The 20840-nt window shown below is 73.4% G+C and carries 20 protein-coding genes; 5 read left to right on the top strand and 15 right to left on the bottom strand.

Going from position 1 to position 20840, the window contains the following annotated elements; genetic code table 11:
* Positions 1 to 3 precede the first annotated feature (3 nt).
* Positions 4 to 387 (bottom strand): phosphoribosyl-AMP cyclohydrolase, encoded by a 384-nt coding sequence (hisI, locus tag ACFVW8_RS27975; RefSeq protein WP_389694704.1) that lies wholly within the window; start codon positions 385 to 387, stop codon positions 4 to 6.
* 84 nt (positions 388 to 471) lie between these two features.
* Here hisI and ACFVW8_RS27970 point away from each other — a divergent pair, with 84 nt between their 5' ends.
* Positions 472 to 1104 (top strand): TIGR03085 family metal-binding protein, encoded by a 633-nt coding sequence (locus tag ACFVW8_RS27970; protein WP_389694702.1) that lies wholly within the window; start codon positions 472 to 474, stop codon positions 1102 to 1104.
* A 40-nt stretch (positions 1105 to 1144) separates the two neighbouring features.
* Here the strand turns inward: ACFVW8_RS27970 and ACFVW8_RS27965 are convergent, their stop codons facing one another.
* The 14 genes from ACFVW8_RS27965 to hisD all read right to left on the bottom strand — a co-directional run bounded on the left by ACFVW8_RS27965 (position 1145) and on the right by hisD (position 16439).
* Positions 1145 to 2392, bottom strand: a complete 1248-nt coding sequence (locus ACFVW8_RS27965; protein ID WP_389694700.1) for an MFS transporter — start codon at positions 2390 to 2392, stop codon at positions 1145 to 1147.
* A gap of 24 nt (positions 2393 to 2416) precedes the next feature.
* The gene (locus tag ACFVW8_RS27960) at positions 2417 to 3004 is read right to left on the bottom strand and encodes an ArsR/SmtB family transcription factor (protein ID WP_389694698.1); all 588 of its coding nucleotides are present in this window, start codon (positions 3002 to 3004) and stop codon (positions 2417 to 2419) included.
* Between the two features lie 38 nt (positions 3005 to 3042).
* On the bottom strand, positions 3043 to 4632 hold the full coding sequence (locus ACFVW8_RS27955) for a cation acetate symporter (RefSeq protein ID WP_389694696.1): 1590 nt from the start codon (positions 4630 to 4632) through the stop codon (positions 3043 to 3045).
* 243 nt (positions 4633 to 4875) lie between these two features.
* Positions 4876 to 6246 (bottom strand): helix-turn-helix domain-containing protein, encoded by a 1371-nt coding sequence (locus tag ACFVW8_RS27950; RefSeq protein ID WP_389694694.1) that lies wholly within the window; start codon positions 6244 to 6246, stop codon positions 4876 to 4878.
* A gap of 305 nt (positions 6247 to 6551) precedes the next feature.
* The gene (locus ACFVW8_RS27945) at positions 6552 to 9383 is read right to left on the bottom strand and encodes a LuxR C-terminal-related transcriptional regulator (RefSeq protein ID WP_389694692.1); all 2832 of its coding nucleotides are present in this window, start codon (positions 9381 to 9383) and stop codon (positions 6552 to 6554) included.
* Positions 9384 to 9589: 206 nt separating this feature from the next.
* On the bottom strand, positions 9590 to 10519 hold the full coding sequence (locus ACFVW8_RS27940) for an alpha/beta hydrolase family protein (RefSeq protein ID WP_389694690.1): 930 nt from the start codon (positions 10517 to 10519) through the stop codon (positions 9590 to 9592).
* Between the two features lie 192 nt (positions 10520 to 10711).
* On the bottom strand, positions 10712 to 11467 hold the full coding sequence (gene hisF, locus ACFVW8_RS27935; RefSeq protein ID WP_389694688.1) for an imidazole glycerol phosphate synthase subunit HisF: 756 nt from the start codon (positions 11465 to 11467) through the stop codon (positions 10712 to 10714).
* A complete protein-coding gene (locus ACFVW8_RS27930) occupies positions 11464 to 11862 on the bottom strand; it encodes a RidA family protein (protein ID WP_389694686.1) in 399 nt (132 codons plus the stop codon). Before ACFVW8_RS27930 ends, hisF begins: the two co-directional genes overlap by 4 nt.
* Entirely contained in the window at positions 11859 to 12584 is a 726-nt protein-coding gene (gene priA / locus ACFVW8_RS27925; protein ID WP_389694684.1) for a bifunctional 1-(5-phosphoribosyl)-5-((5-phosphoribosylamino)methylideneamino)imidazole-4-carboxamide isomerase/phosphoribosylanthranilate isomerase PriA, read from the bottom strand. Before priA ends, ACFVW8_RS27930 begins: the two co-directional genes overlap by 4 nt.
* Positions 12584 to 13225 (bottom strand): imidazole glycerol phosphate synthase subunit HisH, encoded by a 642-nt coding sequence (gene hisH / locus ACFVW8_RS27920; protein ID WP_389694682.1) that lies wholly within the window; start codon positions 13223 to 13225, stop codon positions 12584 to 12586. The genes priA and hisH overlap by 1 nt, the downstream gene beginning before the upstream one ends.
* A gap of 7 nt (positions 13226 to 13232) precedes the next feature.
* Positions 13233 to 13400, bottom strand: coding sequence for a hypothetical protein (locus tag ACFVW8_RS27915; RefSeq protein WP_389694680.1), 168 nt, complete (start codon positions 13398 to 13400; stop codon positions 13233 to 13235).
* A complete protein-coding gene (gene hisB, locus ACFVW8_RS27910) occupies positions 13397 to 13999 on the bottom strand; it encodes an imidazoleglycerol-phosphate dehydratase HisB (protein ID WP_219570702.1) in 603 nt (200 codons plus the stop codon). Before hisB ends, ACFVW8_RS27915 begins: the two co-directional genes overlap by 4 nt.
* Positions 13996 to 15120, bottom strand: coding sequence for a histidinol-phosphate transaminase (locus ACFVW8_RS27905; RefSeq protein WP_389694678.1), 1125 nt, complete (start codon positions 15118 to 15120; stop codon positions 13996 to 13998). Before ACFVW8_RS27905 ends, hisB begins: the two co-directional genes overlap by 4 nt.
* Positions 15117 to 16439: a histidinol dehydrogenase gene (gene hisD, locus ACFVW8_RS27900; protein WP_389694676.1), complete on the bottom strand. Its 1323-nt coding sequence runs from the start codon at positions 16437 to 16439 to the stop codon at positions 15117 to 15119. The genes ACFVW8_RS27905 and hisD overlap by 4 nt, the downstream gene beginning before the upstream one ends.
* Before the next feature lie 193 nt (positions 16440 to 16632).
* On the opposite strand from hisD, the gene ACFVW8_RS27895 reads away from it, so the two are divergent.
* The 4 genes from ACFVW8_RS27895 to ybaK all read left to right on the top strand — a co-directional run bounded on the left by ACFVW8_RS27895 (position 16633) and on the right by ybaK (position 20797).
* Positions 16633 to 18234: an oxidoreductase gene (locus ACFVW8_RS27895; protein WP_389694674.1), complete on the top strand. Its 1602-nt coding sequence runs from the start codon at positions 16633 to 16635 to the stop codon at positions 18232 to 18234.
* A 244-nt stretch (positions 18235 to 18478) separates the two neighbouring features.
* The gene (locus ACFVW8_RS27890) at positions 18479 to 19516 is read left to right on the top strand and encodes a hypothetical protein (protein ID WP_389694672.1); all 1038 of its coding nucleotides are present in this window, start codon (positions 18479 to 18481) and stop codon (positions 19514 to 19516) included.
* Between the two features lie 5 nt (positions 19517 to 19521).
* Positions 19522 to 20265 carry an LON peptidase substrate-binding domain-containing protein gene (locus ACFVW8_RS27885; protein WP_389694670.1) on the top strand — a complete coding sequence of 248 codons (744 nt, stop codon included), beginning with the start codon at positions 19522 to 19524 and terminating at the stop codon, positions 20263 to 20265.
* A gap of 22 nt (positions 20266 to 20287) precedes the next feature.
* A complete protein-coding gene (ybaK, locus tag ACFVW8_RS27880; RefSeq protein WP_389694668.1) occupies positions 20288 to 20797 on the top strand; it encodes a Cys-tRNA(Pro) deacylase in 510 nt (169 codons plus the stop codon).
* Positions 20798 to 20840: the final 43 nt, after the last annotated feature.

Genomic DNA, 20840 nt, shown 5'->3' with positions numbered 1-20840 from the left:
ACCCTACTGTCCGAGCGTGAGGACGTCGGCGTCGAAACAGGTGCGGTCGCCGGTGTGGCAGGCGGCACCCGTCTGGTCGACCCGGACGAGGACGGTGTCGGCGTCGCAGTCCAGGGCGACGGACTTGACCTGCTGGATGTGGCCGGAGGTGTCGCCCTTGACCCAGTACTCCTGGCGGCTGCGCGACCAGTAGGTGCAGCGGCCGGTGGTCAGGGTGCGGTGCAGGGCCTCGTCGTCCATCCAGCCGAGCATCAGCACCTCACCGGTGTCGTACTGCTGGGCGATGGCCGGGACCAGTCCGTCGGCGCCGCGCTTGAGGCGGGCGGCGATGGCGGGGTCGAGGCCGCTGGCGGGCGGTGGGGTGCCGGGCGTGGGCGTGCTGGTCATGTGCCCATTGTGCCGTGGCCGGGACACCCGCTCGGGCGTGCGTCCACTGGGCGGACGCTGGACACCGGTCGTACGCTGGCGGACATGTCGACCCATGCGAAGCGCGAACGACTTCTGCTCGCCGACCTGTTGGAGGCGGCGGGCCCGGAGGCCCCGACCCTCTGCCACGGCTGGACGGCCCGGGACCTGGCGGCCCATGTGGTGCTGCGGGAGCGCCGGCCCGACGTGGCGGCCGGAACCGTGATCGGCCCCCTGAAGAACCGCAGCGAGCGGGTCCAGGCCGAGTTCACCTCCAAGCCGTACGAGGAGCTGATCCAGCTCATCCGTACGGGACCGCCGCGGATGTCCCCGTTCGGGCTGAAGCAGCTGGACGAGGTCGCCAACACCGTCGAGTTCTACGTCCATACGGAGGACGTGCGCCGGGCCCAGCCCGACTGGTCGGCGCGCGAGCTGGACCCGGTCTTCGCCGATGTCCTGTGGTCGCGTACGGAGAAGGCGGCGCGGATGCTGGGGCGGAAGGCCCCGGTGGGTCTTGTGCTGCGCCGCCCCGACGGGCAGACGGCGGTCGCGCACAAGGGCACCCCGGTCGTGACGGTGACCGGCGAGCCGGGCGAGCTGCTGCTGTTCGCGTTCGGGCGGCAGGACGCCGCGCGGGTGGAGCTGGAGGGCGAGCAGGAGGCCATCGCCCGGGTGACGACGGCCAAGCTCGGCATGTAGTGGCCGGGCCCGGCGGCGGGCCCCGGCCCCCCGGGTGCGGTCAGTGCGGGAGTTCCGCGCGGCGCAGCTGGGTGAAGGCCAGGCCCGTCACCGCGCCCGCCGCGCACAGCGAGGCGCTGGCGACGAAGACCGGGCCGGTGCCCCAGAGGGCGACGGCCGCGCCGGTGACCGGGTAGCTGAGCGGCGAGAGCGCGTGGGTGAAGAGCGTCGAGACCGAGGTGACCCGGCCCAGGTAGGCGGGGTCGGCCGCGGTCTGGATGAGGGCGCCGCACAGCGCGCCGCCGAGGCCGGCGAAGAGCCCGATGAGGACCGCGACGCCCGCGGCGAGCGGCACGGACGGCGCGTAGGCCAGGGCCGCGATGGCGACCGCACCGATCAGCACGGTGAGGCACATGACGAGTCCGGCCCGGGGAATCCTGCCGCGCACGGCGAGCAGCAGGGCGGACGATCCCGCGCCGATCCCGAAGGCCGCGATGATCCAGCCCATGCCGGAGGCGCCCCAGCCGCGCTCCTGGCTGAGCAGGATCAGGCCGAGGTTGAGCGGTCCCACGAAGCCCAGTTCGCTGACGGCGACGACGAGCATGAGCGGCCCGAGCATCGGGTGGCGGCGGATGTGGCGCAGCCCGTCGGTCAGGTCGCGCCAGGCCGTGCCGGCGGGTCCGGCCGCCTGCTCCGGCGCGGGCAGCGGGCCCATCCGTACGGCAAGCAGCAGCGGCAGCGAGACGGCGAAGAGCACGCCCGCCGCGGCGAAGGCGAGGACGGGGCCGCCCAGGGCCACGGCGACGCCGCCGAGCGGGGCGCCGACGACGTTGGCCCCGCGGGTGGCGAGCCCGCGCAGGCCCTGGACCCGGGCGAGCTGCCCGGCGGCGGTGATCCTCGGCGGCAGGGCGCCGACGGCCGGCAGGAAGAGGGCGTCGGCCGCGCCGAAGACGAGCGCCACGGCGATCAGCATCCACACCGTGGGTGAGGTGAGGAGCAGCGCCCCGGCCAGGCCCAGGATGACGAGGCAGCGGGCGGTGTCGCTCGCGAGCACGACGCGGCGCGGTCCGAGCCGGTCGGCGAGCACTCCCCCGCCGAGCAGGAGCAGGGCCCTGGGTATGGAGCCGGCGGCCAGCACGACTCCGGTCTCGGAGGCGCTGCCGGTGCGGGCGGCGGCCCAGGCGAGCGCCATGTAGTAGACGCTGTCGCCGATCATCGACGCGGTGTACGCGCTGAGCCAGCGCAGGACGTTGCCGTCGCGGTGGGCGGGGCGTTCCGGAGCTTCGGTGGCACTGAGGGTGACGGTCACGGGGCGTCCTCTCGGGTGGCCGGGTCAGGTCCGGAACGGGAAGCCGTACAGGTGCAGCGCGACGTTCTCGCGGTTCTCCGTGTCGCCGGCCTCGTCGCGGGCGCGGCCCTGTTCCTCGTACCGGTTGATGACCTCGTGCAGCTCGCGTTCGAGCAGGGCGAGCTCCTCGGGGTTCAGCCGGGCCAGGTACTCCGAGGTGAAGGACGCCTTGCGCCACGGGGGCGTCCAGCTCCGGTACGCGTCGAGGAAGCGGCGGTACAGCTCGATGTGCTGGTCGAACGAGAGCCGGCTGACGGCGGTGTGCGTGGCGGCCTTCTCGGGCGCGTCGCTGAAGTCCTCGTCATGGAAGCGCAGCCCCTTCGACGCGGGCTGCCACCAGCGCTCACGGCCGTCCCTGCCCTCCCGGTCGGCCTCCTCGATCAGGCCGTGGTCGGCGAGCTTGCGCAGGTGGTAGCTGACCAGCGAGACCTGCTCGTCCACCTGCTCGGCGAGCTGGGAGGCGGTGGCCTGCCGGGCGATGTAGAGCGCCCGGTAGAGCTTCATCCGCAGGGGGTGCCCGAACGCCTTGAGCGTGCCGAGGTCGGACACCCGGCGTGATTCGTTGCTTGCCATGCCCCCAGGCTAGATAGAAAAGAAAACTTGCACAATATCTATTGCGCAATAAATCTTGCGCGGTTCGCCCGGTGCGACCGCCCCGCCCGGCCGGTACGGGAGCCGAGGTGTCCCAGCAGGAAGCCGGCCGGGATCGTGACGATCCCCGGTGTCTGGAGCGGGAACCAGTGGAAGTCGCGGTCCGGGAAGAGTGCGATGGGAGTGCCGGAGACGGACGGCGAGAGGGCCATCAGCACCACGATCAGCGGCAGCGTGCCGTAGACCGTCCAGCGCACTCCCCGCGCGTCGAAGCCCGGCCTGAACAGGGCGTACAGCAGGACCGGCGGGAGTACGGAGGCGGAGGCCGCGAACGAGAGCGAGAGCAGCACCTGCGGATTGCGGTCGTGCGTGAAGGTCGACACCCAGACGGCGAGGGCGCCGATCAGCACGACGGCCAGCCGGGCGCGGAGGATCTCGCGCCCGGAGGACCGGTCGGACCTGACGGCCGTACGGGTGCGCGCCTTCGCCGCGAAGTCGCGGGCGAGCGAGGATGCGGCGGCCAGGGTGATACCGGCCACCGCCGCCAGCGTCGTGGCGAACACCGCACAGGCCACGCAGGCGAACAGCAGGCTCTCCCGCGGCCCGTCGGCACCCGGGTCGAGCGCTCCCGTCACCAGCAGCAGCGCGGTACCGCCCGCCGGGTCCGCGGCCTGCAGGACCTTCCGGCCCAGCAGGGCGGACGCGCCGAGCCCGACCACGACGACGCCGAGGCAGAGGACGGCCACCGGGGCGGACGCCCAGACGGTGGCGCGGCGCACGGTACAGCGGTCCCGCATCGGATGCAGCCGCATCATGACGTGCGGCATGCAGGCGGCCCCGAGGACCAGGGTGAGCTGGAAGCCGAGCAGATCCAGGGCGCCGGCGAAGGTGTGGCCGAACTGCAGTCCGGGGCGCGCGTAGGCGCCGCCCGCCCCGCTGCCCCGCCGGGCCGCGTCGAACAGGGAGAACGGGTTCCAGCCGTAGCGGGCCAGCACCAGCCCGGCGAGCAGGGTCACGGCGGCCAGCACCACCGCGACCTTCAGGATCTGGATGTATCCGGTGCCGCGCATGCCGCCGACCGCGGAGTAGCAGACCATCAACGCGCCGCTGGCGACCGTACAGCCGGTCAGGGCGCCGTCCGGCAGTCCGAACATGGAGGCCATGACCCGGCCCGCGGTGGCCAGTTGCACGAGCAGCAGCGGGGCCAGGACGACCAGGGTGGCGATGCCGAGCGCGCGGCGTACGGACGGATCGCCGAGCCGGTCCGCGAGGAAGTCGCCGAGGGTGAACACGCCCTTGCGGCGCAGGGGTTCGGCCAGCATCCGCATGACCAGCACCAGCGAGGCGACGGTGGCGACGGCGAACAGGACGCCGTCGAATCCGGCGAGCGCGACGGCGCCGGTGGTGGAGAGCAGGGTGGCCGCCGAGATGTAGTCGCCCGCGATGGCCAGCCCGGCACCGGCCGGGCCGAGGGCGGAGCCGCCACCCGCGTAGAAGTGCTCCGGGTCGTCCTGGTCCGCGGCGGCAAGCCCGCACAGCAGCAGGGACACGGCGACGAAGCCGAGGAAGACGACCACGGCGAGCGACCGGGCGTCGAAGCCGCCGCTCACCGGCGCGCCCCGGCGGCCGGGAGGCAGGTCGCGGCGGCCGGGCGGACACAGGCTGTGCGGGCACACACGCAGGCACAGGCAATGCGGGCACCCGTGCGGGCACAGGTTGTCAGGGGCGCTGAAGGCATGTCGGACACGGCATCAGCCGGCCGGGGCCGCGTACAGCGGGCGGGGCGGGTGCGGTGCGCGGGTACAGCCCGTGCCGTGCGGAACTGTGCGCGGGCACAGGCGGGGGCGTCCCCGTCAGCCGCCCAGCAGCCGGCGCGCGGCGAGGGCGAGCGAGACCTCGACCGCGTCCGACGGGCGGGTCAGACAGCGGCCGGTCAGCTGCTCGAACCGGCGCAACCGGTTCAGGACGGTGTTGCGGTGACAGTAGAGCCGGGCCGCCGCGCGCTGAGCCGAGCCGTCGGAGTCGAGCCACGCGGTGAGCGTCTCGATGAGTACGTCGCGGTCGGCCGGGTCCAGCCGGTCCAGCGGTCCCAGCACGCGCGCGGCGAGCGCCGTGCCGAGCCCGGGGGACGAGACGACGAGGGCGGCGGGCAGGTGTTCGTCGAGCAGGACGACCCCGCCGCCGGCCGGGCAGGCCCGAAGGGCGGTCTCGGCGAGCCGCCGGGCGTCCCCCACGGCCGCCAGCCCGTGGACGACGGAACTGATGCCGACCCCGGCTCCGGGCGGGGCGGACAACCCGGCGGCCAGCGCCGCGAGTTCGACATCGCCGCCGACCGGGCCCGCCGGTGCTCCGGTCTGCGTGGCGGCCCTGTCATCGGCCACGGTTCCGGCCGCGTCCGTGAGCGGCACGGGGAGTTCGACACCCGGGGCCAGCGGCAGGATGGCGAAGTCCGCGTCCGGGCCCGGGTGCCAGAGCGCGTCCGTGCCGGCGGGGAGCTCCATGGGCGGGTGTGCGGTGCCGTGCGGGGCGCGGCGGGCGGTGGCGACCGCGAGCACCGCGTATCTGCCGTGCTCGGGCAGCCCCAGCATCGCTGCGGCGTCGGGCAGTTCGGCGATCTGGGCGGTGCCGTCCAGCAGCGCCGCCGTCATCAGGCGCTGACGGTTCTCCCGGCGCCAGGCGAGCCTGCGTTCCGTCTGCCGGTAGGCGTCGGCGACGACGCCGCAGTGCTCGTCGACGAAGTTCCAGACGTCCGCCGCGACATGGACGAGCAGCCGGGTGTCGTCGGGGTGCCGGCGTGCGGTCTCGTCCACGAGGTCCTGCCAGACCATCGCACCGCCCATCCGGAAGGCGTGCAGGACGGCGTCGAGCGGCAGGCCCTGTTCGGCCCGGATCTCCCCGATCCGCCGGGAGGTGCGGTGGGCGGCGTCCCGGAACTCCCGGGGCTGGATCAGCGATCCGACGTTGTGCCGCAGCGAGTGGTGCACCTCCTGCCAGATCTCCGCCGCGTCCGCCTCGATCGCCGAACGGTAGGCGGGCTCCTGCTCCCGCAGCGCGTCGACGAGCCGGTCCGTCAGCTCCGGCAGCGCCTCCATCAGCACCCGGGCGGCCCTGTGCAGCACGGCGACGGCTTCGCGGTCGGCCAGCGAACGGAAGCGTCGCGGCGCCGCCGCGACGGGCGGCGGCCCGTGCAGCGCTCTGACCCGTGAACGTACGACCTGCGGCATGGCGGCCTCCACCGGGGTTCGGCCGGCTCCGGGAAACGGCCGGCTCCGCGTCGCCCAGCCCGCGTTGGGCATGAGCACACCGAACGATCCTGACGCCCGCAGAATGGCATACCGCCCAGTCGGTACCTAGGGGTCTGCGGCGTACTTCTCATCACGGTCCTGCAACCTCCCGGGGCCGGAAGGCACCCGGGGCGCGGGCCGGACGTCCCGGCGGGCCCGCCGGGGCGCGTCCCCGCACACACCCCGGGCCGGGGCGTGTCCGCTGAGTCCCGCCCGGCCCGCGGCGTCCGGCAGGCGCACCCGCCCTACCGCTCCAGCATCCTGGCCAGCTCGGTCCTGGACCGGACACCCAGGGCCGCGAACACATTGCGCAGATGATGGTCGACGGTGCGCGTGCTCACCGAAAGGCGCAGCGCCACCTCCCGGTTGGTGGCCCCCTCGGCGACGCAGCGGGCGATCCGTTGCTGCTGCGGAGTCAGCGCGGCCAGCGGATCCGCCTTTCTGAGGGCGCCGGAGCCCTCCACCGCCTCTCCGGCGGCCCGCAGTTCCCCTCTGGCCCGGGAGGCCCAGGCCCGCGCGGCGCACCGCTCGAAGCCGACCAGCGCGTCCCGCAGCGGCCCTCTGGCCTCCCGGGTGCGCCGGCGCCGGCGCAGCCAGGCCCCGTACAGCAACTGGGTACGGGCGCGTTCGAAATCACCGCCCGTGCGGTCGTGGTGGGCGAGCGCCTCCTCGTACCGTCCGGCCGCCTGTGCCGGCGGTGCCAGCAGGGCCCGGCAACGGGCCAGCTGGGCAGGGGCCTGCGGGTCGGTGGTGCAGGCGGCCCAGACGGCGAACTCCTCGACGGCGGCGACGACTACCGGATCCGCTCCCCCGCCCCGGTCCGCCCGGCCGGCCAGGACCGATGCCTCGACGAAGCACGGCACGGCGAGCATCCGGGCCGCGAAGTGCCCGCGCCGCGGGCCCTGCCTGACCAGCGGGCCCAGCCTGGCCGCCGCTTCGCCTGAGCGCCCGGCGGCCAGGTCCGCGCGGGCGAGCGCCCAGGTGGCGAGGGTCGCGGCCTGCGCGAGACCGTGCGGTCCCGCGCCCGCAAGGGCGGCGTCCGCGTGCCCGGCGCAGGTCTCCGTACCGCCTTCCACGGAGGCGGCCAGCGCGAGCACCGCGTGCAGATGGGCGGCGGTGTTGGGCTGCCCGGTGCGGCGGGCGGCATGCAGGCCCTCCAGTGCGTGGGCACGGGCCCGCGCATGGCGCCCGGCCCGGAGTTCGGCGTACGCCAGGTGCTCCAGGGCCTGGGGCAGCAGGACATCCGGCCCGGTCGCGCGTACGGCGGCGAGCGCCCGGGCCCCGGACCGGCAGGCGGCGTCGATGTCACCGAGCACCAGGGCCGACACCCCGCCGCGCAGCATCGTGGCGGGTTCCCGCGCCCGGTCGGCGGAGTCGAGGCAGCGGCGCAGCAGGGCGTGCCCCTCGGTGACCCGGCCGCGCAGCATGGCGCACATTCCGTCGCGGTAGTGGGCCAGGGCCCGGTCGGGCCAGGAGTCCGGGATACGGGTCATGGCGTCGAGGTAGGCGAGGGCGTCGCCCATCGCCCAGGCGGCCTCGGCGGCGCCGAGGAGGGCGTCGAGGGCGCGGCGGGGGTCGTGCGGAGCGAGCAGGGCGGCGGCGGTGAGCAGCGCCTCGCGGGCATCGGCGGCCGGCCCGTCGCGCAGGACGAGCAGCCCCCGCACGCGGTGCGCACCGCCGTGCGGGGGGCGTCCGCCGACCCTGGCGAGCAGCGCGCGGGCCCGCCCGGCGTCGCCCGCGAGACGGGTGTGCTCGGCGGCTGCGGCGAATCGGTCGGCCCGCGGCGTCCCGTCGGTGGAGAGCACCGCGGCGCGGGCGAGCGCCGCCGCCCGCTCGGCGTGCGGCCGCGGCGCCACGGCCGCGGCCTCCAGCGCGTCGGCGAGCCCCGCATCCGGGCCGGCGGCCGCACCGGCCCGCTGGACGAGCGCCGCGAGCACCAGCGGGCCGGCCGCCCCGGGGCCTTGACCGCCCCGGCCCCGTCCGCGCGCACCGGCGGTACCCGTCGCCAGCAGGGTGGCGAGCAGGCCGTGCACCGCGCGGCGGCGGTGCGGGGTGGCCCGGCGCAGGACCGCACGGCGTAGCAGAGGGTGGCTGAAGTGGACGCGGCTGCCCGCTCGTTGGAGGGAGCCCGCCGTCCCGGCGGGGGTGAGCAGGGCGAGGTCGAGCGCCGCAGGGCCGAGACCGGCCGAGGTGGCGGCGCGCAGCAGGAGGGCGACATCCGCGCCGGCCCCCTCCGGTTCGTGCTCCTCGGCGGCGGCCGCGAGCAGCAGGAGCGTGCGGGTGTCCGCGGGCAGCCCGTCGAGGCGTGCGGCGTGGGCCTCCAGGACGTCATCGCCACCGGGCAGCGGGTAGGGCAGCACGGCCCGTCCGGCGAGCTGGTCCGGGGTGAGCCGGCCGGTGAGCCCGGTGAGCAGCCGCGGGTTCCCGGCCGCTGCCCGCAGCAGTTCGCCGCGGACCACCGGGTCCACCCGGTCGGCGGCACCGGCGGTGCCGGTGGCGTCGGTGAGCCGGTCCAGGAGCGCGGCGGCCGCGGCGTCGTCGAGCGGGCCCAGCCGGAGGGCGGGCAGCCCCGCGAAGGCTGCCCCGTCCCCGGCGCCGAGCAGCACCGCGACCCGGCTGCCGGCCCCGAGCCTGCGGGCCGCGAAAACGAGGGCGCCGCGTGAATCGGCGTCCCAGCGGTGCGCGTCGTCCACGCACACCAGCAGCGGCCGGTCCGCGCCGAGTTCCCGCAGCAGGGCGAGCAGGTCCGCCGGTCCGATGCCGTCGCGCAGCACCTGGTCGGGCGGGACCGGGAGCGGTCCGGGAGCGGAGCAGAGCAGGGCGTGCAGGCCGCTGTGGGGCAGCCGTTGCTCGGCGGGCGCCGCGGTGGCGCTCAGGACAGGGCCCGTGCCGCGTTCACGGTGCGCGGCGACGGCGCTGTCCAGGAGCGCGGTGCGGCCGGTGCCGGGCAGTGCGGTCAGCACCAGCGCACCGCCGTCACCGCCGCCCAGCCGGTCCGACAGCCTGTCCAGGACGGCGAGTTCACCGCTGCGGCCGTACAGCCGGAGGGGACTGTGCACGGTCGTCGATGGGGTCACGTCCGGCACGTTACTTCCGCGTAAACAAGCTCGGAAGGTGTGCGTCCGCCCCTGCCCGGCCTCCGGCCTCTTGCGGGGCACCCTCCCAAGGCGGAACGCGATCGGCTGTGCGTGTGCACAGCCGGGTCCGGGCCGGGCGGGGACCGCCGCGGACGCGAAGGGGCCGGACCGCGGTTCACGGTCCGGCCCCTGACATACCGTCAGGGTTACGAGGTGTGCGGGCAGTTGCCCCGGGACTCGGCGACCGTCAGGCTCACCGCCGGCAGCGGGCAGAGGAACTGCTCGTACCGGGTGTCATTGTCGATGAAGCGCTTCAGCCACGAAATGCTGTATTTGGCGATCGTGGTGTTGGAGGTGTTCGGGGTGAAGTGCGTGGCCCCGCGCAGCTCCACGTACGCCTTGTCCAGGTCGCTCGGGAGCGACTGGTAGAACGGCTCGGAGTGGGTGGCGACGGGGGCGATCGTGTCGCCGTCGGCGCCGAAGATCAGGGTGGGCGTACGGACCTCGGGCCAGGTGGTGTCGAGGTTCCAGCCGGTCAGCGGGATCGCCGCCTTCAGCGAGGTGCGGCTCTTCGCGGCCTCCAGGGTGCCGCCGCCGCCCATGGAGTGGCCCATCACGCCGAGCCGGGTGGTGTCGATCCGGGTGCGCACCGAGCTCGTCTTCGTCAGGTAGTCGAGCGCGGCCAGCAGCTGACGGCCGCGGCTGTCGGGCTGGTCGAGCGTGGTGTTGGTGTCGATGGTGAAGACCACGAAGCCCTGTGAGGCGAGCCGCGGGCCGAGCCAGGCGATGCTGGACTGGTAGGCGGTGAAGCCGGGTGAGATGGCGACCGCGCCGAAGGTGCCGTCCGCGGTGGACGTCGGGTAGTAGATCGTGCCGCCGCCGAAGCCGCTGACGCTCAGCGAGGAGACGCTGGTCTGCGAGACCGCGTACGAACCGCGGCTCGCCTCGATGCTCGAATCGCTCGGGGCCGGACCGCGCTCATAGGGGTTGTCGGCGGCCTGGGCGCCCGGCATCAGCGCGGTGCACACACCGGCGGTGGCGACGGTGGCGGCCAGCAGTCCCTTGACGAGACGGGAGCGGCTCCTGGACATCCGGTGGCGCGGGGAGGTGTCGCCGGAGGGGAGGTGCTGCTGCACGAGGGGGGTCCTCTCGGTCGTGGCGGGAGCCACGCCGGGCAGGGACCGAGGGCCTGTCGTCACCTGGGGCCTCCGGGGGTGCACCGCGTGGGATCCGCCGTTGTTCTCTGGCGGTCGCCACTCTCGCGGTGCACCCCGGTGGCACACATCGGCAACTTCACCGGTCTTCGCGACCGGCGTCCCCCTGATTCCTCAGCGGACCGGGTGCCCGGCCTCGCGGAGGGCGCCCTTGACCTCGGAGATCCGCAGATCGCCGAAGTGGAAGACGGACGCGGCGAGCACCGCGTCGGCTCCCGCACCGACGGCCGGTGCGAAGTCACCGAGCCGGCCCGCGCCGCCGGAGGCGATCACGGGGACGCTCACCTGCGCCCGTACGGCCGCGATCATCTCGGTGTCGTAGCCGTCCTTCGTGCCGTCGGCGTCCATCGAGTTGAGCAGGATCTCGCCCGCGCCGAGCTCGGCGGCCCGGTGCGCCCATTCGACGGCGTCGATGCCGGTGCCCTTGCGGCCGCCGTGCGTGGTGACCTCGAAGGTGCCCGCGGGGGTGCGCCGGGCGTCCACGGAGAGCACCAGGACCTGCCGGCCGAAGCGCTCGGCGATCTCCCGGATCAGCTCGGGACGGGCGATGGCCGCGGTGTTGACGCCGACCTTGTCCGCACCGGCCCGCAGCAGTTTGTCGACATCGTCGGTGGTGCGGACGCCGCCGCCGACGGTGAGCGGGATGAAGACCTGCTCGGCGGTGCGGCGCACCACGTCGTACGTCGTCTCGCGGTCGCCGCTGGACGCGGTGATGTCGAGGAAGGTCAGCTCGTCGGCGCCCTCGGCGTCGTAGAGCTTCGCCATCTCGACGGGGTCGCCCGCGTCGCGCAGGTTCTGGAAGTTGACGCCCTTGACGACGCGGCCCTTGTCCACGTCGAGACAGGGGATGACACGTACCGCGAGCGTCACCGCGCACCTGCCCGATAGGCCTCTACCTCTACTTCGACGACCAGGCCCGGGTCCACGAGACCGGACACGATGATCATGGAGGCGGCGGGGCGTACGGCGTCGAACAGCTCCTTGTGGGCGCGGCCGACCTCCTCCACGTCCCGTGCGTGGGTGAGGTACATCCGGGTCCGGACGACGTCCTCGCGGCCCAGGCCCACCTGCTTCAGCGCCTCGAAGGCGACCTCGAAGGACGTGACGGCCTGCTCGTAGGGGCTGCCGGCGGAGACCTCCCCGCCCACCACGGAGGTGCACCCGGCCACCAGCACCAGCCCGCCCGGGAGTTCGACCGCCCGCGAGTAGCCGAACTTCTCCTCCCAGGGGGCTCCGGAGGAGACGCGCTTGACGGAGTCGGTCATGCGGAGACCGCCTTGAGCGCCTCTTCCAGCGTGAACGCCTTCGCGTACAGCGCCTTGCCGACGATGGCGCCCTCGACGCCCTCCCCCACGAGCAGGGAGATCGCGCGCAGGTCGGCCAGCGAGGAGACGCCGCCGGAGGCCACGACGGGCCGGTCGGTTGCGGCGCAGACATCGCGCAGCAGCGCCAGGTTGGGGCCCTGGAGCGTGCCGTCCTTGGCGATGTCGGTGACGACGTAGCGGGCGCATCCCTCGGAGTCGAGGCGCTCCAGCGTCTCGTAGAGGTCGCCGCCGTCACGGGTCCAGCCGCGGCCGCGCAGCGTGGTGCCGCGTACGTCGAGGCCGACCGCGATCTTGTCGCCGTGCTCGGCGATGACCTTGGCGACCCACTCGGGGGTCTCCAGGGCGGCGGTGCCGAGGTTGACCCGGCGGCAGCCGGTGGCGAGGGCGGCGGCGAGCGAGGCGTCGTCGCGGATGCCGCCGGACAGCTCGACCTTGATGTCCATGGCGCCCGCCACCTCCGCGATGAGCGCGCGGTTGTCGCCGGTGCCGAAGGCGGCGTCCAGGTCGACCAGGTGCAGCCACTCGGCGCCGGAGCGCTGCCAGGCGAGTGCGGCCTCCAGCGGGGAGCCGTAGGAGGTCTCGGAGCCGGACTCGCCGTGCACCAGGCGGACCGCCTGGCCGTCGCGTACGTCTACGGCGGGGAGCAGTTCAAGCTTCGGCATTACAGCGTCTCGATCCAGTTGGTCAGCAGCTGGGCGCCGGCGTCGCCGGACTTCTCGGGGTGGAACTGGGTGGCCCACAGCGCGCCGTTCTCCACGGCCGCCACGAACCGTTCGCCGTGCGTGGCCCAGGTGACCCTGGGGGCACGGATCTTCGCGTTGGTGACTTCGAGGGACCAGTCGTGCGCCGCGTACGAGTGCACGAAGTAGTACCGGGCCTCGGGGTCGAGTCCGGCGAACAGCCGGGAGCCCTCGGGGGCCTCGACGGTGTTCCACCCCATGTGCGGGACGACGTCGGCCTTGAGCGGGCCGACGGTGCCCGGCCACTCGTCGAGTCCTTCGGTCTCCACGCCGTGCTCGATGCCGCGCTCGAAGAGGATCTGCATGCCGACGCAGATGCCCATGACAGGGCGCCCGCCGGAGAGCCTGCGTCCGATGATCCATTCACCGCGGGCCTTCTTCAGGCCTTCCATGCAGGCGGAGAACGCGCCGACGCCGGGCACCAGCAGCCCGTCCGCGTTCATCGCCGTGTCGAAGTCGCGGGTGATCTCCACATCGGCACCGACCCGGGCGAGGGCACGCTCGGCGGACCGGATGTTGCCGAAGCCGTAGTCGAAGACGACGACCTTCTTCTTGGTGTCCATGCCGCCCCTAGTCCCAGAGTCCCTGGATCCGCATGATGCCTGCGACCAGGCACATCAGGGATCCGATGCTCAGCAGCACGATGACGCCCTTGGGCATGCCCTGCTTCGAGAAGGAGTAGACCCCGCCGGCCAGGAAGAGGCCGACCAGGATCAGGATGGTGTTGAGGCCGGTCACAGCGCGCCCTTCGTGGACGGGAGGATGCCGGCCGCGCGCGGGTCGTGCTCGCTCGCGTAGCGCAGGGCCCGGGCGAGCGCCTTGAACTGGCACTCCACGATGTGGTGGGCGTTGCGCCCGTACGGGACGTGCACGTGCAGGGCGATCTGCGCCTGGGCGACGAAGGACTCCAGAATGTGCCGGGTCATCGTCGTGTCGTACTCGCCGATCATCGGCGCCATGTTCTCGGGCTCGGTGTGCACCAGGTAGGGGCGGCCGGAGAGGTCGACGGTGACCTGGGCGAGCGACTCGTCCAGCGGGACGGTGCAGTTGCCGAAGCGGTAGATGCCGACCTTGTCGCCGAGGGCCTGCTTGAAGGCGGCACCGAGCGCGAGGGCGGTGTCCTCGATGGTGTGGTGCGAGTCGATGTGCAGGTCGCCGTCGGTCTTGACCGTGAGGTCGAAGAGTCCGTGCCGGCCGAGCTGGTCGAGCATGTGGTCGTAGAAGCCGACCCCGGTCGCGACATCGACCTTGCCGCTGCCGTCGAGGTTGATCTCGACGAGCACGGAGGTTTCCTTGGTGGTCCGCTCCACTCTTCCTACGCGGGCCTCGCGAGTCATGCGTCGTGCTCCTTCTTCAGTTCGCGTACCGCATCGAGGAACGCGTCGTTCTCTGCCGGGGTCCCTGCGGAGACCCGCAGCCATCCCGGTACGCCGTTGTCCCGGACCAGGACGCCCCGGTCGAGGATGTGCTGCCAGGCGGTGTGGCTGTCGGCGAAGCGGCCGAACTGGACGAAGTTGGCGTCCGATTCGGTGACGTCGAAGCCGAGCGTGCGCAGCTCGGTGACGATCCGGTCGCGTTCGCTCTTGAGCTGCGCGACGTACCCGAGGAGCGTATCGGTGTGCTCCAGGGCGGCGAGCGCGGTGGCCTGGGTGACGGAGGACAGGTGGTACGGCAGCCGCACCAGCTGGACGGCGTCCACGACGGCCGGGTCCGCGGCGAGGTAGCCGAGCCGCAGTCCGGCGGCGCCGAACGCCTTCGACATGGTGCGCGAGAGCACCAGGTGGCGGCGGCCCTCGATGAGCGGGAGCAGCGAGGCGTGGTGGCTGAACTCGCCGTACGCCTCGTCGACGACGACCATCGACGGCCTGGCTGCCTGCGCGGCGTCGTACAGCGCGAGGACGGTGTCCGCGTCGACGGCGGTGCCGGTGGGGTTGTTGGGCGAGGTGATGAAGACGACGTCGGGGCGGCGCTCGGCGATGACCGCGCGGGCCGCGTCGACGTCGATGGTGAAGTCCTCGTTGCGCGGCCCGGAGATCCAGCCGGTGCCGGTGCCGCGGGCGATGAGGGCGTGCATCGAGTACGAGGGCTCGAAGCCGATCGCGGTGCGTCCGGGGCCGCCGAAGGTCTGCAGCAGCTGCTGGAGCACCTCGTTGGAGCCGTTGGCCGCCCAGACGTTGGCGGCCGCGACCTCGTGTCCGGCGGTGCGGGTGAGGTAGCGGGCCAGCTCGGTACGGAGCTCGACGGCGTCCCGGTCGGGGTAGCGGTTGAGGTCGCGGGCGGCCTCGCGGACCCGTTCGGCGATCCGGTCGACCAGCGCCTCGGGGAGCGGGTACGGGTTCTCGTTGGTGTTCAGCCGGACCGGTACGTCGAGCTGGGGCGCCCCGTACGGGGACTGGCCGCGCAGTTCGTCCCGGATCGGCAGGTCGTCCCAGGCGTTGCGCGTGGTGCTGTCGTTCACTGCTGCGGAACCTTCCAGCCGAACCTGGCCTTCAGTGCGGCGCCGTGGGCGGGGAGGTCCTCCGCCTCGGCGAGGGTCACGACGTGGTGGGTGACCTCGGCGAGCGCGTCGCGGGTGTAGTCGACGATGTGGATGCCGCGCAGGAAGGACTGCACGGACAGGCCCGACGAGTGGCAGGCGCAGCCGCCGGTGGGCAGCACGTGGTTGGAGCCGGCGCAGTAGTCGCCGAGCGAGACCGGGGACCAGGGGCCGACGAAGACCGCTCCGGCGTTGCGGACCCGGCCGGCGACGGCCGCGGCGTCGGCGGTCTGGATCTCCAGGTGCTCGGCGGCGTAGGCGTCGACGACCTTGAGTCCGTCCTCCAGGTCGTTGACCAGGACGATCGCCGACTGGCGGCCCGCCAGGGCGGGCTCGATCCGGTCGGTGACGTGCTTGGTCGCGGCGACCTGCGGCTTCAGCTCGGCCTCGGTGGCGGCGGCGAGCTCCTCGGAGTCCGTCACGAGCACGGCGGCGGCCATCGGGTCGTGCTCGGCCTGGCTGATCAGGTCGGCGGCCACGTGCACCGGGTCGGCGGTGGAGTCGGCGAGGATCGCGATCTCGGTGGGGCCGGCCTCGGCGTCGATGCCGATGCGGCCCTTGAGGAGGCGCTTGGCGGCGGCGACGTAGATGTTGCCCGGGCCGGTGACGAGGTTCACCGGCAGGCAGTCCTCGGTGCCGTACGCGAACATGGCGACGGCCTGGGAGCCGCCGGCGGCGTACACCTCGTCCACGCCGAGCAGGGCACAGGCGGCCAGGATCGTCGGGTGCGGCAGGCCGCCGAACTCCTTCTGCGGCGGGGACGCGACGGCGACGCCCTCGACGCCCGCCTCCTGGGCCGGGACGACGTTCATCACGACGGACGACGGGTAGACGGAGCGCCCGCCCGGCACGTACAGCCCGACGCGCTCGACCGGCACCCACTTCTCGGTGACGGTGCCGCCCGGAACGACCTGGGTGGTGTGTGTGGTGCGGCGCTGCTCGCGGTGGACGAGGCGGGCGCGGCGGATCGACTCCTCCAGGGCGGCGCGCACGGCGGGGTCGAGCGTTTCCAGTGCGCCGGTGATCGCGTCGGCCGGGACCCGGATCGAGCCGATGCGTACACCGTCGAGCTTCTCCCCCCAGTCGATCACTGCCGCGGAGCCACGATGGCGTACGTCCTCGCAGATGGGCCGCACTGTCGCCAGGGCGGCTTCCACGTCGAACTCGGCACGGGGCAGCAGGTCGCGCAGGGCGCCGCCCTCGGGGAGGGCATCGCCGCGCAGATCGATTCGAGAGATCACACCGCAATTCTCTCAGACCGTCTCGGGCACCCGGACGCCCGTATCACTGGCTGATACATGCCCACGCTGTCACGGCTGACTATTAGCGTTCATACGGTCACTCAGAGGGAATAACGGGACTACGACTTCACCCGCCGACGCCGCTGCCGATCGCGGGTGAGGCCGTTACGGCTCCGAGTGGAAGGGGGCGTCAGTGACCGAACCGCACGACGGGGATTTTCCGGACGGCCTCAGCGCGGCCGAGCTGGGCATGTGGCAGTCCTTCAGGAACGGCACCACCTACGATCTGCGCGCCCGTGACGCGGCGCGGAACGATCCGTTCGCCCCGCTGGCCTGGGGCATCGAACGCAGCGTGGACGCCCGGGTCGTGGCCCGGCTGCTGCTGAGCGGTCCGCGGGCCAGGCCCGGCCGGGTGGCCGCGCTGAAACTCCGGGGGCTGCGGATCACCGGGAAGCTGGATCTCGCGGGCGGCCGGGTCGATCCGTACGTGGAGCTGACCGGCTGCCGCTTCGAACAGGAAGTGGTGCTGCCCGAGTGCCATTTCACGACGCTGCGGATGGTCGGGTGTGCGATCCCCCGGCTGGACGCGGCCAGGCTGCACACCGAGGGCGATCTCCATCTGCCGCGCTGCCGGGTCGAGCGCGGCATCCGGCTCACGGACGCGCAGATCGGCACGGATCTGCTGATCAACCAGATCGAGATCGGCCCCGACCGGCAGGGCCGGGCGTTCATCGGCGACGGGCTCACGGTCGCCCAGGATCTGCAGGCCGAGATGATCGAGACACTCGGCGAGCTGAGCCTGCGCGGTGCGAAGGTCGGCGGTTCGCTGAGCCTGCGCGGCAGCCGGCTGCGCGCCACCCAGGGGCGCCGCGCGCTGAACGCCCCGCAGCTGAGCGTGGAGCGGACGCTGTACATGAGCGAGGCCTGGGTCAGCGTCGACACCGGGAACCAGGGCAACACTCCCCCGTACGGCATCGTCACGTCACCGACGCCGGGCCACGGCACCCGCGCGCAGGTCTTCCGGTGCCGGGGCGGGGTGCGGCTGGACGACGGGCGGTTCGGGGACGCGGTCGACCTGCACAAGGCGGTCTTCGTCCTCGTCGGCCACGAGGAGCTCTCGCTGCGCCGGATAGTCGCTCCGGAGCTGAGGTTCAACCCGGAGCGTCCGGCCCAGGGCCGGGTGGTGCTGAACGGGGCGAAGATCGTCACGCTGATCGACGTGTCGTCCAGCTGGCCGGGCCCGGGCGGTCTCGCGATGGGCGGGTTCGTGTACGAGAACCTCGTCCCGTACGGGCACTTCCCGCTCTCCCGGCGCCTGGAGTGGGTGGCGGCCGCGACCCCCGAGTACGTGCCGGAGCCGTACGAACGGCTGGCGGCCGTGCTCCGAAGCAGCGGCGAGGACGCGGACGCCCGCGAGGTGCTGCTCGCCAAGCAGCGGCGGCGCCGCGAGACGCTGCCGCCCGCCGCGAAGCTCTGGGGCTACCTCCAGGACTGGACGGTGGCGTACGGCTACCGGCCGGGGCGCGCCGCGGTGTGGATGGCGGTGCTGTGGGCGGCGGGAGCGGTGGCCTTCTCGCACTACCAGCCGGCGTCGATCAAGGGGAGCGAGCATCCGGAGTGGAACCCTGCCCTGTACGCGCTGGATCTGCTGGTGCCGGTGATCAACCTCGGTCAGGACGGCTACTGGCTGATGGAGGGCGGCTGGCAGTGGGTGGCGGCCGCGCTGGTGCTGCTGGGTTGGATATTGGCCACCACGGTCGCGGCCGGTGCCTCACGGATGCTGCGCCGCAGCTGACCGCTGACCGGCCCGCAGGCCGCGGCCCACCCGGCAACCGCCCTTTCCGGCAAAGGCGGAAGGCGCACGCGAGCGCGCCACGCCCCTCCGGGCAGACCACTCGCCGAGCGCCCCCGGAACGATAGGAACAGGCCAGATTCCGCGATTTCCTTTACTCTTTCTTGGCCGTACGCAAGGCAACCCCTCCACTCGGCACCAAAGTTTCACAGCACCCCTCTGGCGCCGCCCCGACCAGCGCTTTTCAATGGTCTGCACCATGCCTTTCCTCCGCGCTCTGCTCCGTACCGCGCGCATGATCCGGCACACCCCGGAGCTCTCCACCGGGCTGCCCGCTGACCATGCGGTGATGCTCGACGCTCCCGACGAGCGCCTCTCGCCCGCGCTGGTCGCCGCCGCGCTCGGGGAGTACGAGCCGGCCGCGAAGCTTCTGGCCACCACCCGGGACGCGGCCGAGTGGGAGAGCCGGGACCGCTATCTGCAGCGGCTCGTCGCGTTCGCCCGCAACCGGGACGGCTGGCTGGGCGACTGGCTGGCCGCTGCCCCGCACGACCCGGACGCGCTGCTCGTCAAGGCCCAGCTCGCCCTGTTGCGCGCCTGGGAGTCGCCCGCTCGTGCGGAGCAGCTGCGCGAGGTGGGACCGATGATCACGGCTGCGGCGGAGTGCGATTCGCACGATCCGGTGCCCTGGCGCCTCGCGCTCGACCACGCCCGCGGCACCCGTGCCACGCACACCACGTTCGAGACGCTGTGGGAGCAGGCCATACAGCGCTCCACGCACCACTACGGCTGCCATGTCGCGGCCCTCCAGTACCTCTCCGCCGCCTGGTACGGCTCGCACCGCGAGTGCTTCGACTTCGCCGAGCGGGCCGCCGACGACTCGCTGCCCAGCTCCCTGGTGCAGGCGCTGCCGCTGCGGGCCGCGTTCGCCGTGCTGACCGACGGGCCGGACACCCGGACCACCTCGGTGCAGCAGGAGCGGATCGACCGGGCGGTGGATCTGGCGATCTCGCTCTCCGCCGGGTTCGCGCCGGGCGACCCGTGGCCGGCCGAGGTCCGCAATCTGCTCGCCTACGTGCTGGTGGTGCGGGGCCGCTGGGACGAGGCCCTGGAACAGTTCCGGCAGATCGGACCCCATGCGGCCTCGTTCCCGTGGTCCTCGGTGTCCGACGATCCGCTCGGCCGCTTCCTCGACGCACGGGACGGCGCACGGCTCCAGGTGGCGTCTGTGACGCCCTTGCGGCACCGGGCCGACCGGGGACGTACCCCGGGCCATTACGCTTGACCGTTGTGACCACCGCTCGCCTGCCCCTGTTCCCGCTGAACGCGGTGCTGTTCCCGGGCCTCGTGCTGCCCCTGAACGTCTTCGAGGAGCGTTATCGCGCCATGATGCGCGAGCTGCTGAAGACGGACGAGGACGAACCGCGCCGCTTCGCCGTGGTCGCCATCCGGGACGGCCGCGAGACGGCCCCGACGGCCGCCGGAATGCCGGACTCGATGAGCGCCCCCGTCGAGCGCGGCCCGGCGGACGGCTTCGGCCCCGATCCCGTCCAGACGTTCCACCGGGTGGGCTGTATCGCCGACGCGGCGAAGATCCGGGAGCGGTCGGACGGCAGCTTCGAGGTCCTCGCGACGGGCACCACCCGGGTCAGGCTGCTCTCCGTGGACGCGAGCGGCCCGTACCTGACGGCGGAGCTCGAAGAGCTGGAGGAGGACCCGGGCGAGGACGCGGGCGCGCTCGCCGAGGGCGTCATGCGGGCGTTCCGCAGCTACCAGAAGCGGCTGGCGGGCGCGAGTGAACGCTCCCTGACCACGGGGGCGGACCTGCCCGACGAACCGTCCGTCATCTCCTACCTGGTCGCCGCGGCGGCCGTACTGGACATCCCCGCCAAGCAGCGGCTGCTCCAGGCGCCGGACACCGCGACCCGGCTCCGCGAGGAGCTGACCCTGCTGCGTTCCGAGACGGCCGTCATCCGCCATCTGCCGTCGCTGCCCGCGGTGGAGCTCACCCGCGCCCCGACCCACCCCAACTGAGCGACCGGAGGGCCACTCCCCCGTGGCGAAGAAGGCGAAGAAGCAGCCCCAATCCGGCTCCACCCCGGCAACGGTCGCGCTGACCGCGGCCGGCACGGCCTTCACGGTGCACGCCTACGAGCACGACCCGGCGTCGGCCTCCTACGGCGAGGAGGCGGCCGAGGCGCTGGGCGTCTCCCCCGACCGGGTGTTCAAGACCCTGGTGGCCGACGTCGACGGCCGCCTGACCGTCGCGGTCGTCCCCGTGGCCGGTTCCCTGGACCTGAAGGCCCTGGCGTCGGCGGCCGACGGCAAGCGGGCCACCATGGCGGACCCGGCGGCGGCGGAACGGACCACGGGCTACGTACGGGGCGGCATCTCCCCGCTGGGCCAGCGCAAGCGGCTGCCCACGGTGCTGGACGCGTCGGCGCGGGAACACGAAACGATCTGCGTCTCGGCGGGCCGCCGCGGCCTGGAGGTCGAGCTGTCCCCGGAGGATCTGGCGACCCTGACGGGTGCGGTGTTCGCGGCGATCGGCCGGGACGGCGCGTAGGGGCGCGGGCGCCCCGGGGAAATCCAGCCCGTCCGGCGCTTGA

Source organism: Streptomyces sp. NPDC058221, assembly GCF_042882365.1.
Classification (GTDB): domain Bacteria; phylum Actinomycetota; class Actinomycetes; order Streptomycetales; family Streptomycetaceae; genus Streptomyces.
This window is presented reverse-complemented; position numbering and strand designations above follow the sequence as displayed.

Coding starts and splice junctions, on each gene's coding strand:
- hisI (WP_389694704.1), bottom strand. CDS start 387: ATGACCAGCACGCCCACGCCCGGCACCCCACCGCCCGCCAGCGGCCTC.
- ACFVW8_RS27970 (WP_389694702.1), top strand. CDS start 472: ATGTCGACCCATGCGAAGCGCGAACGACTTCTGCTCGCCGACCTGTTG.
- ACFVW8_RS27960 (WP_389694698.1), bottom strand. CDS start 3,004: ATGGCAAGCAACGAATCACGCCGGGTGTCCGACCTCGGCACGCTCAAG.
- ACFVW8_RS27950 (WP_389694694.1), bottom strand. CDS start 6,246: ATGCCGCAGGTCGTACGTTCACGGGTCAGAGCGCTGCACGGGCCGCCG.
- ACFVW8_RS27930 (WP_389694686.1), bottom strand. CDS start 11,862: ATGACCGACTCCGTCAAGCGCGTCTCCTCCGGAGCCCCCTGGGAGGAG.
- priA (WP_389694684.1), bottom strand. CDS start 12,584: ATGCCGAAGCTTGAACTGCTCCCCGCCGTAGACGTACGCGACGGCCAG.
- hisH (WP_389694682.1), bottom strand. CDS start 13,225: ATGGACACCAAGAAGAAGGTCGTCGTCTTCGACTACGGCTTCGGCAAC.
- hisB (WP_219570702.1), bottom strand. CDS start 13,999: ATGACTCGCGAGGCCCGCGTAGGAAGAGTGGAGCGGACCACCAAGGAA.
- ACFVW8_RS27890 (WP_389694672.1), top strand. CDS start 18,479: ATGGTCTGCACCATGCCTTTCCTCCGCGCTCTGCTCCGTACCGCGCGC.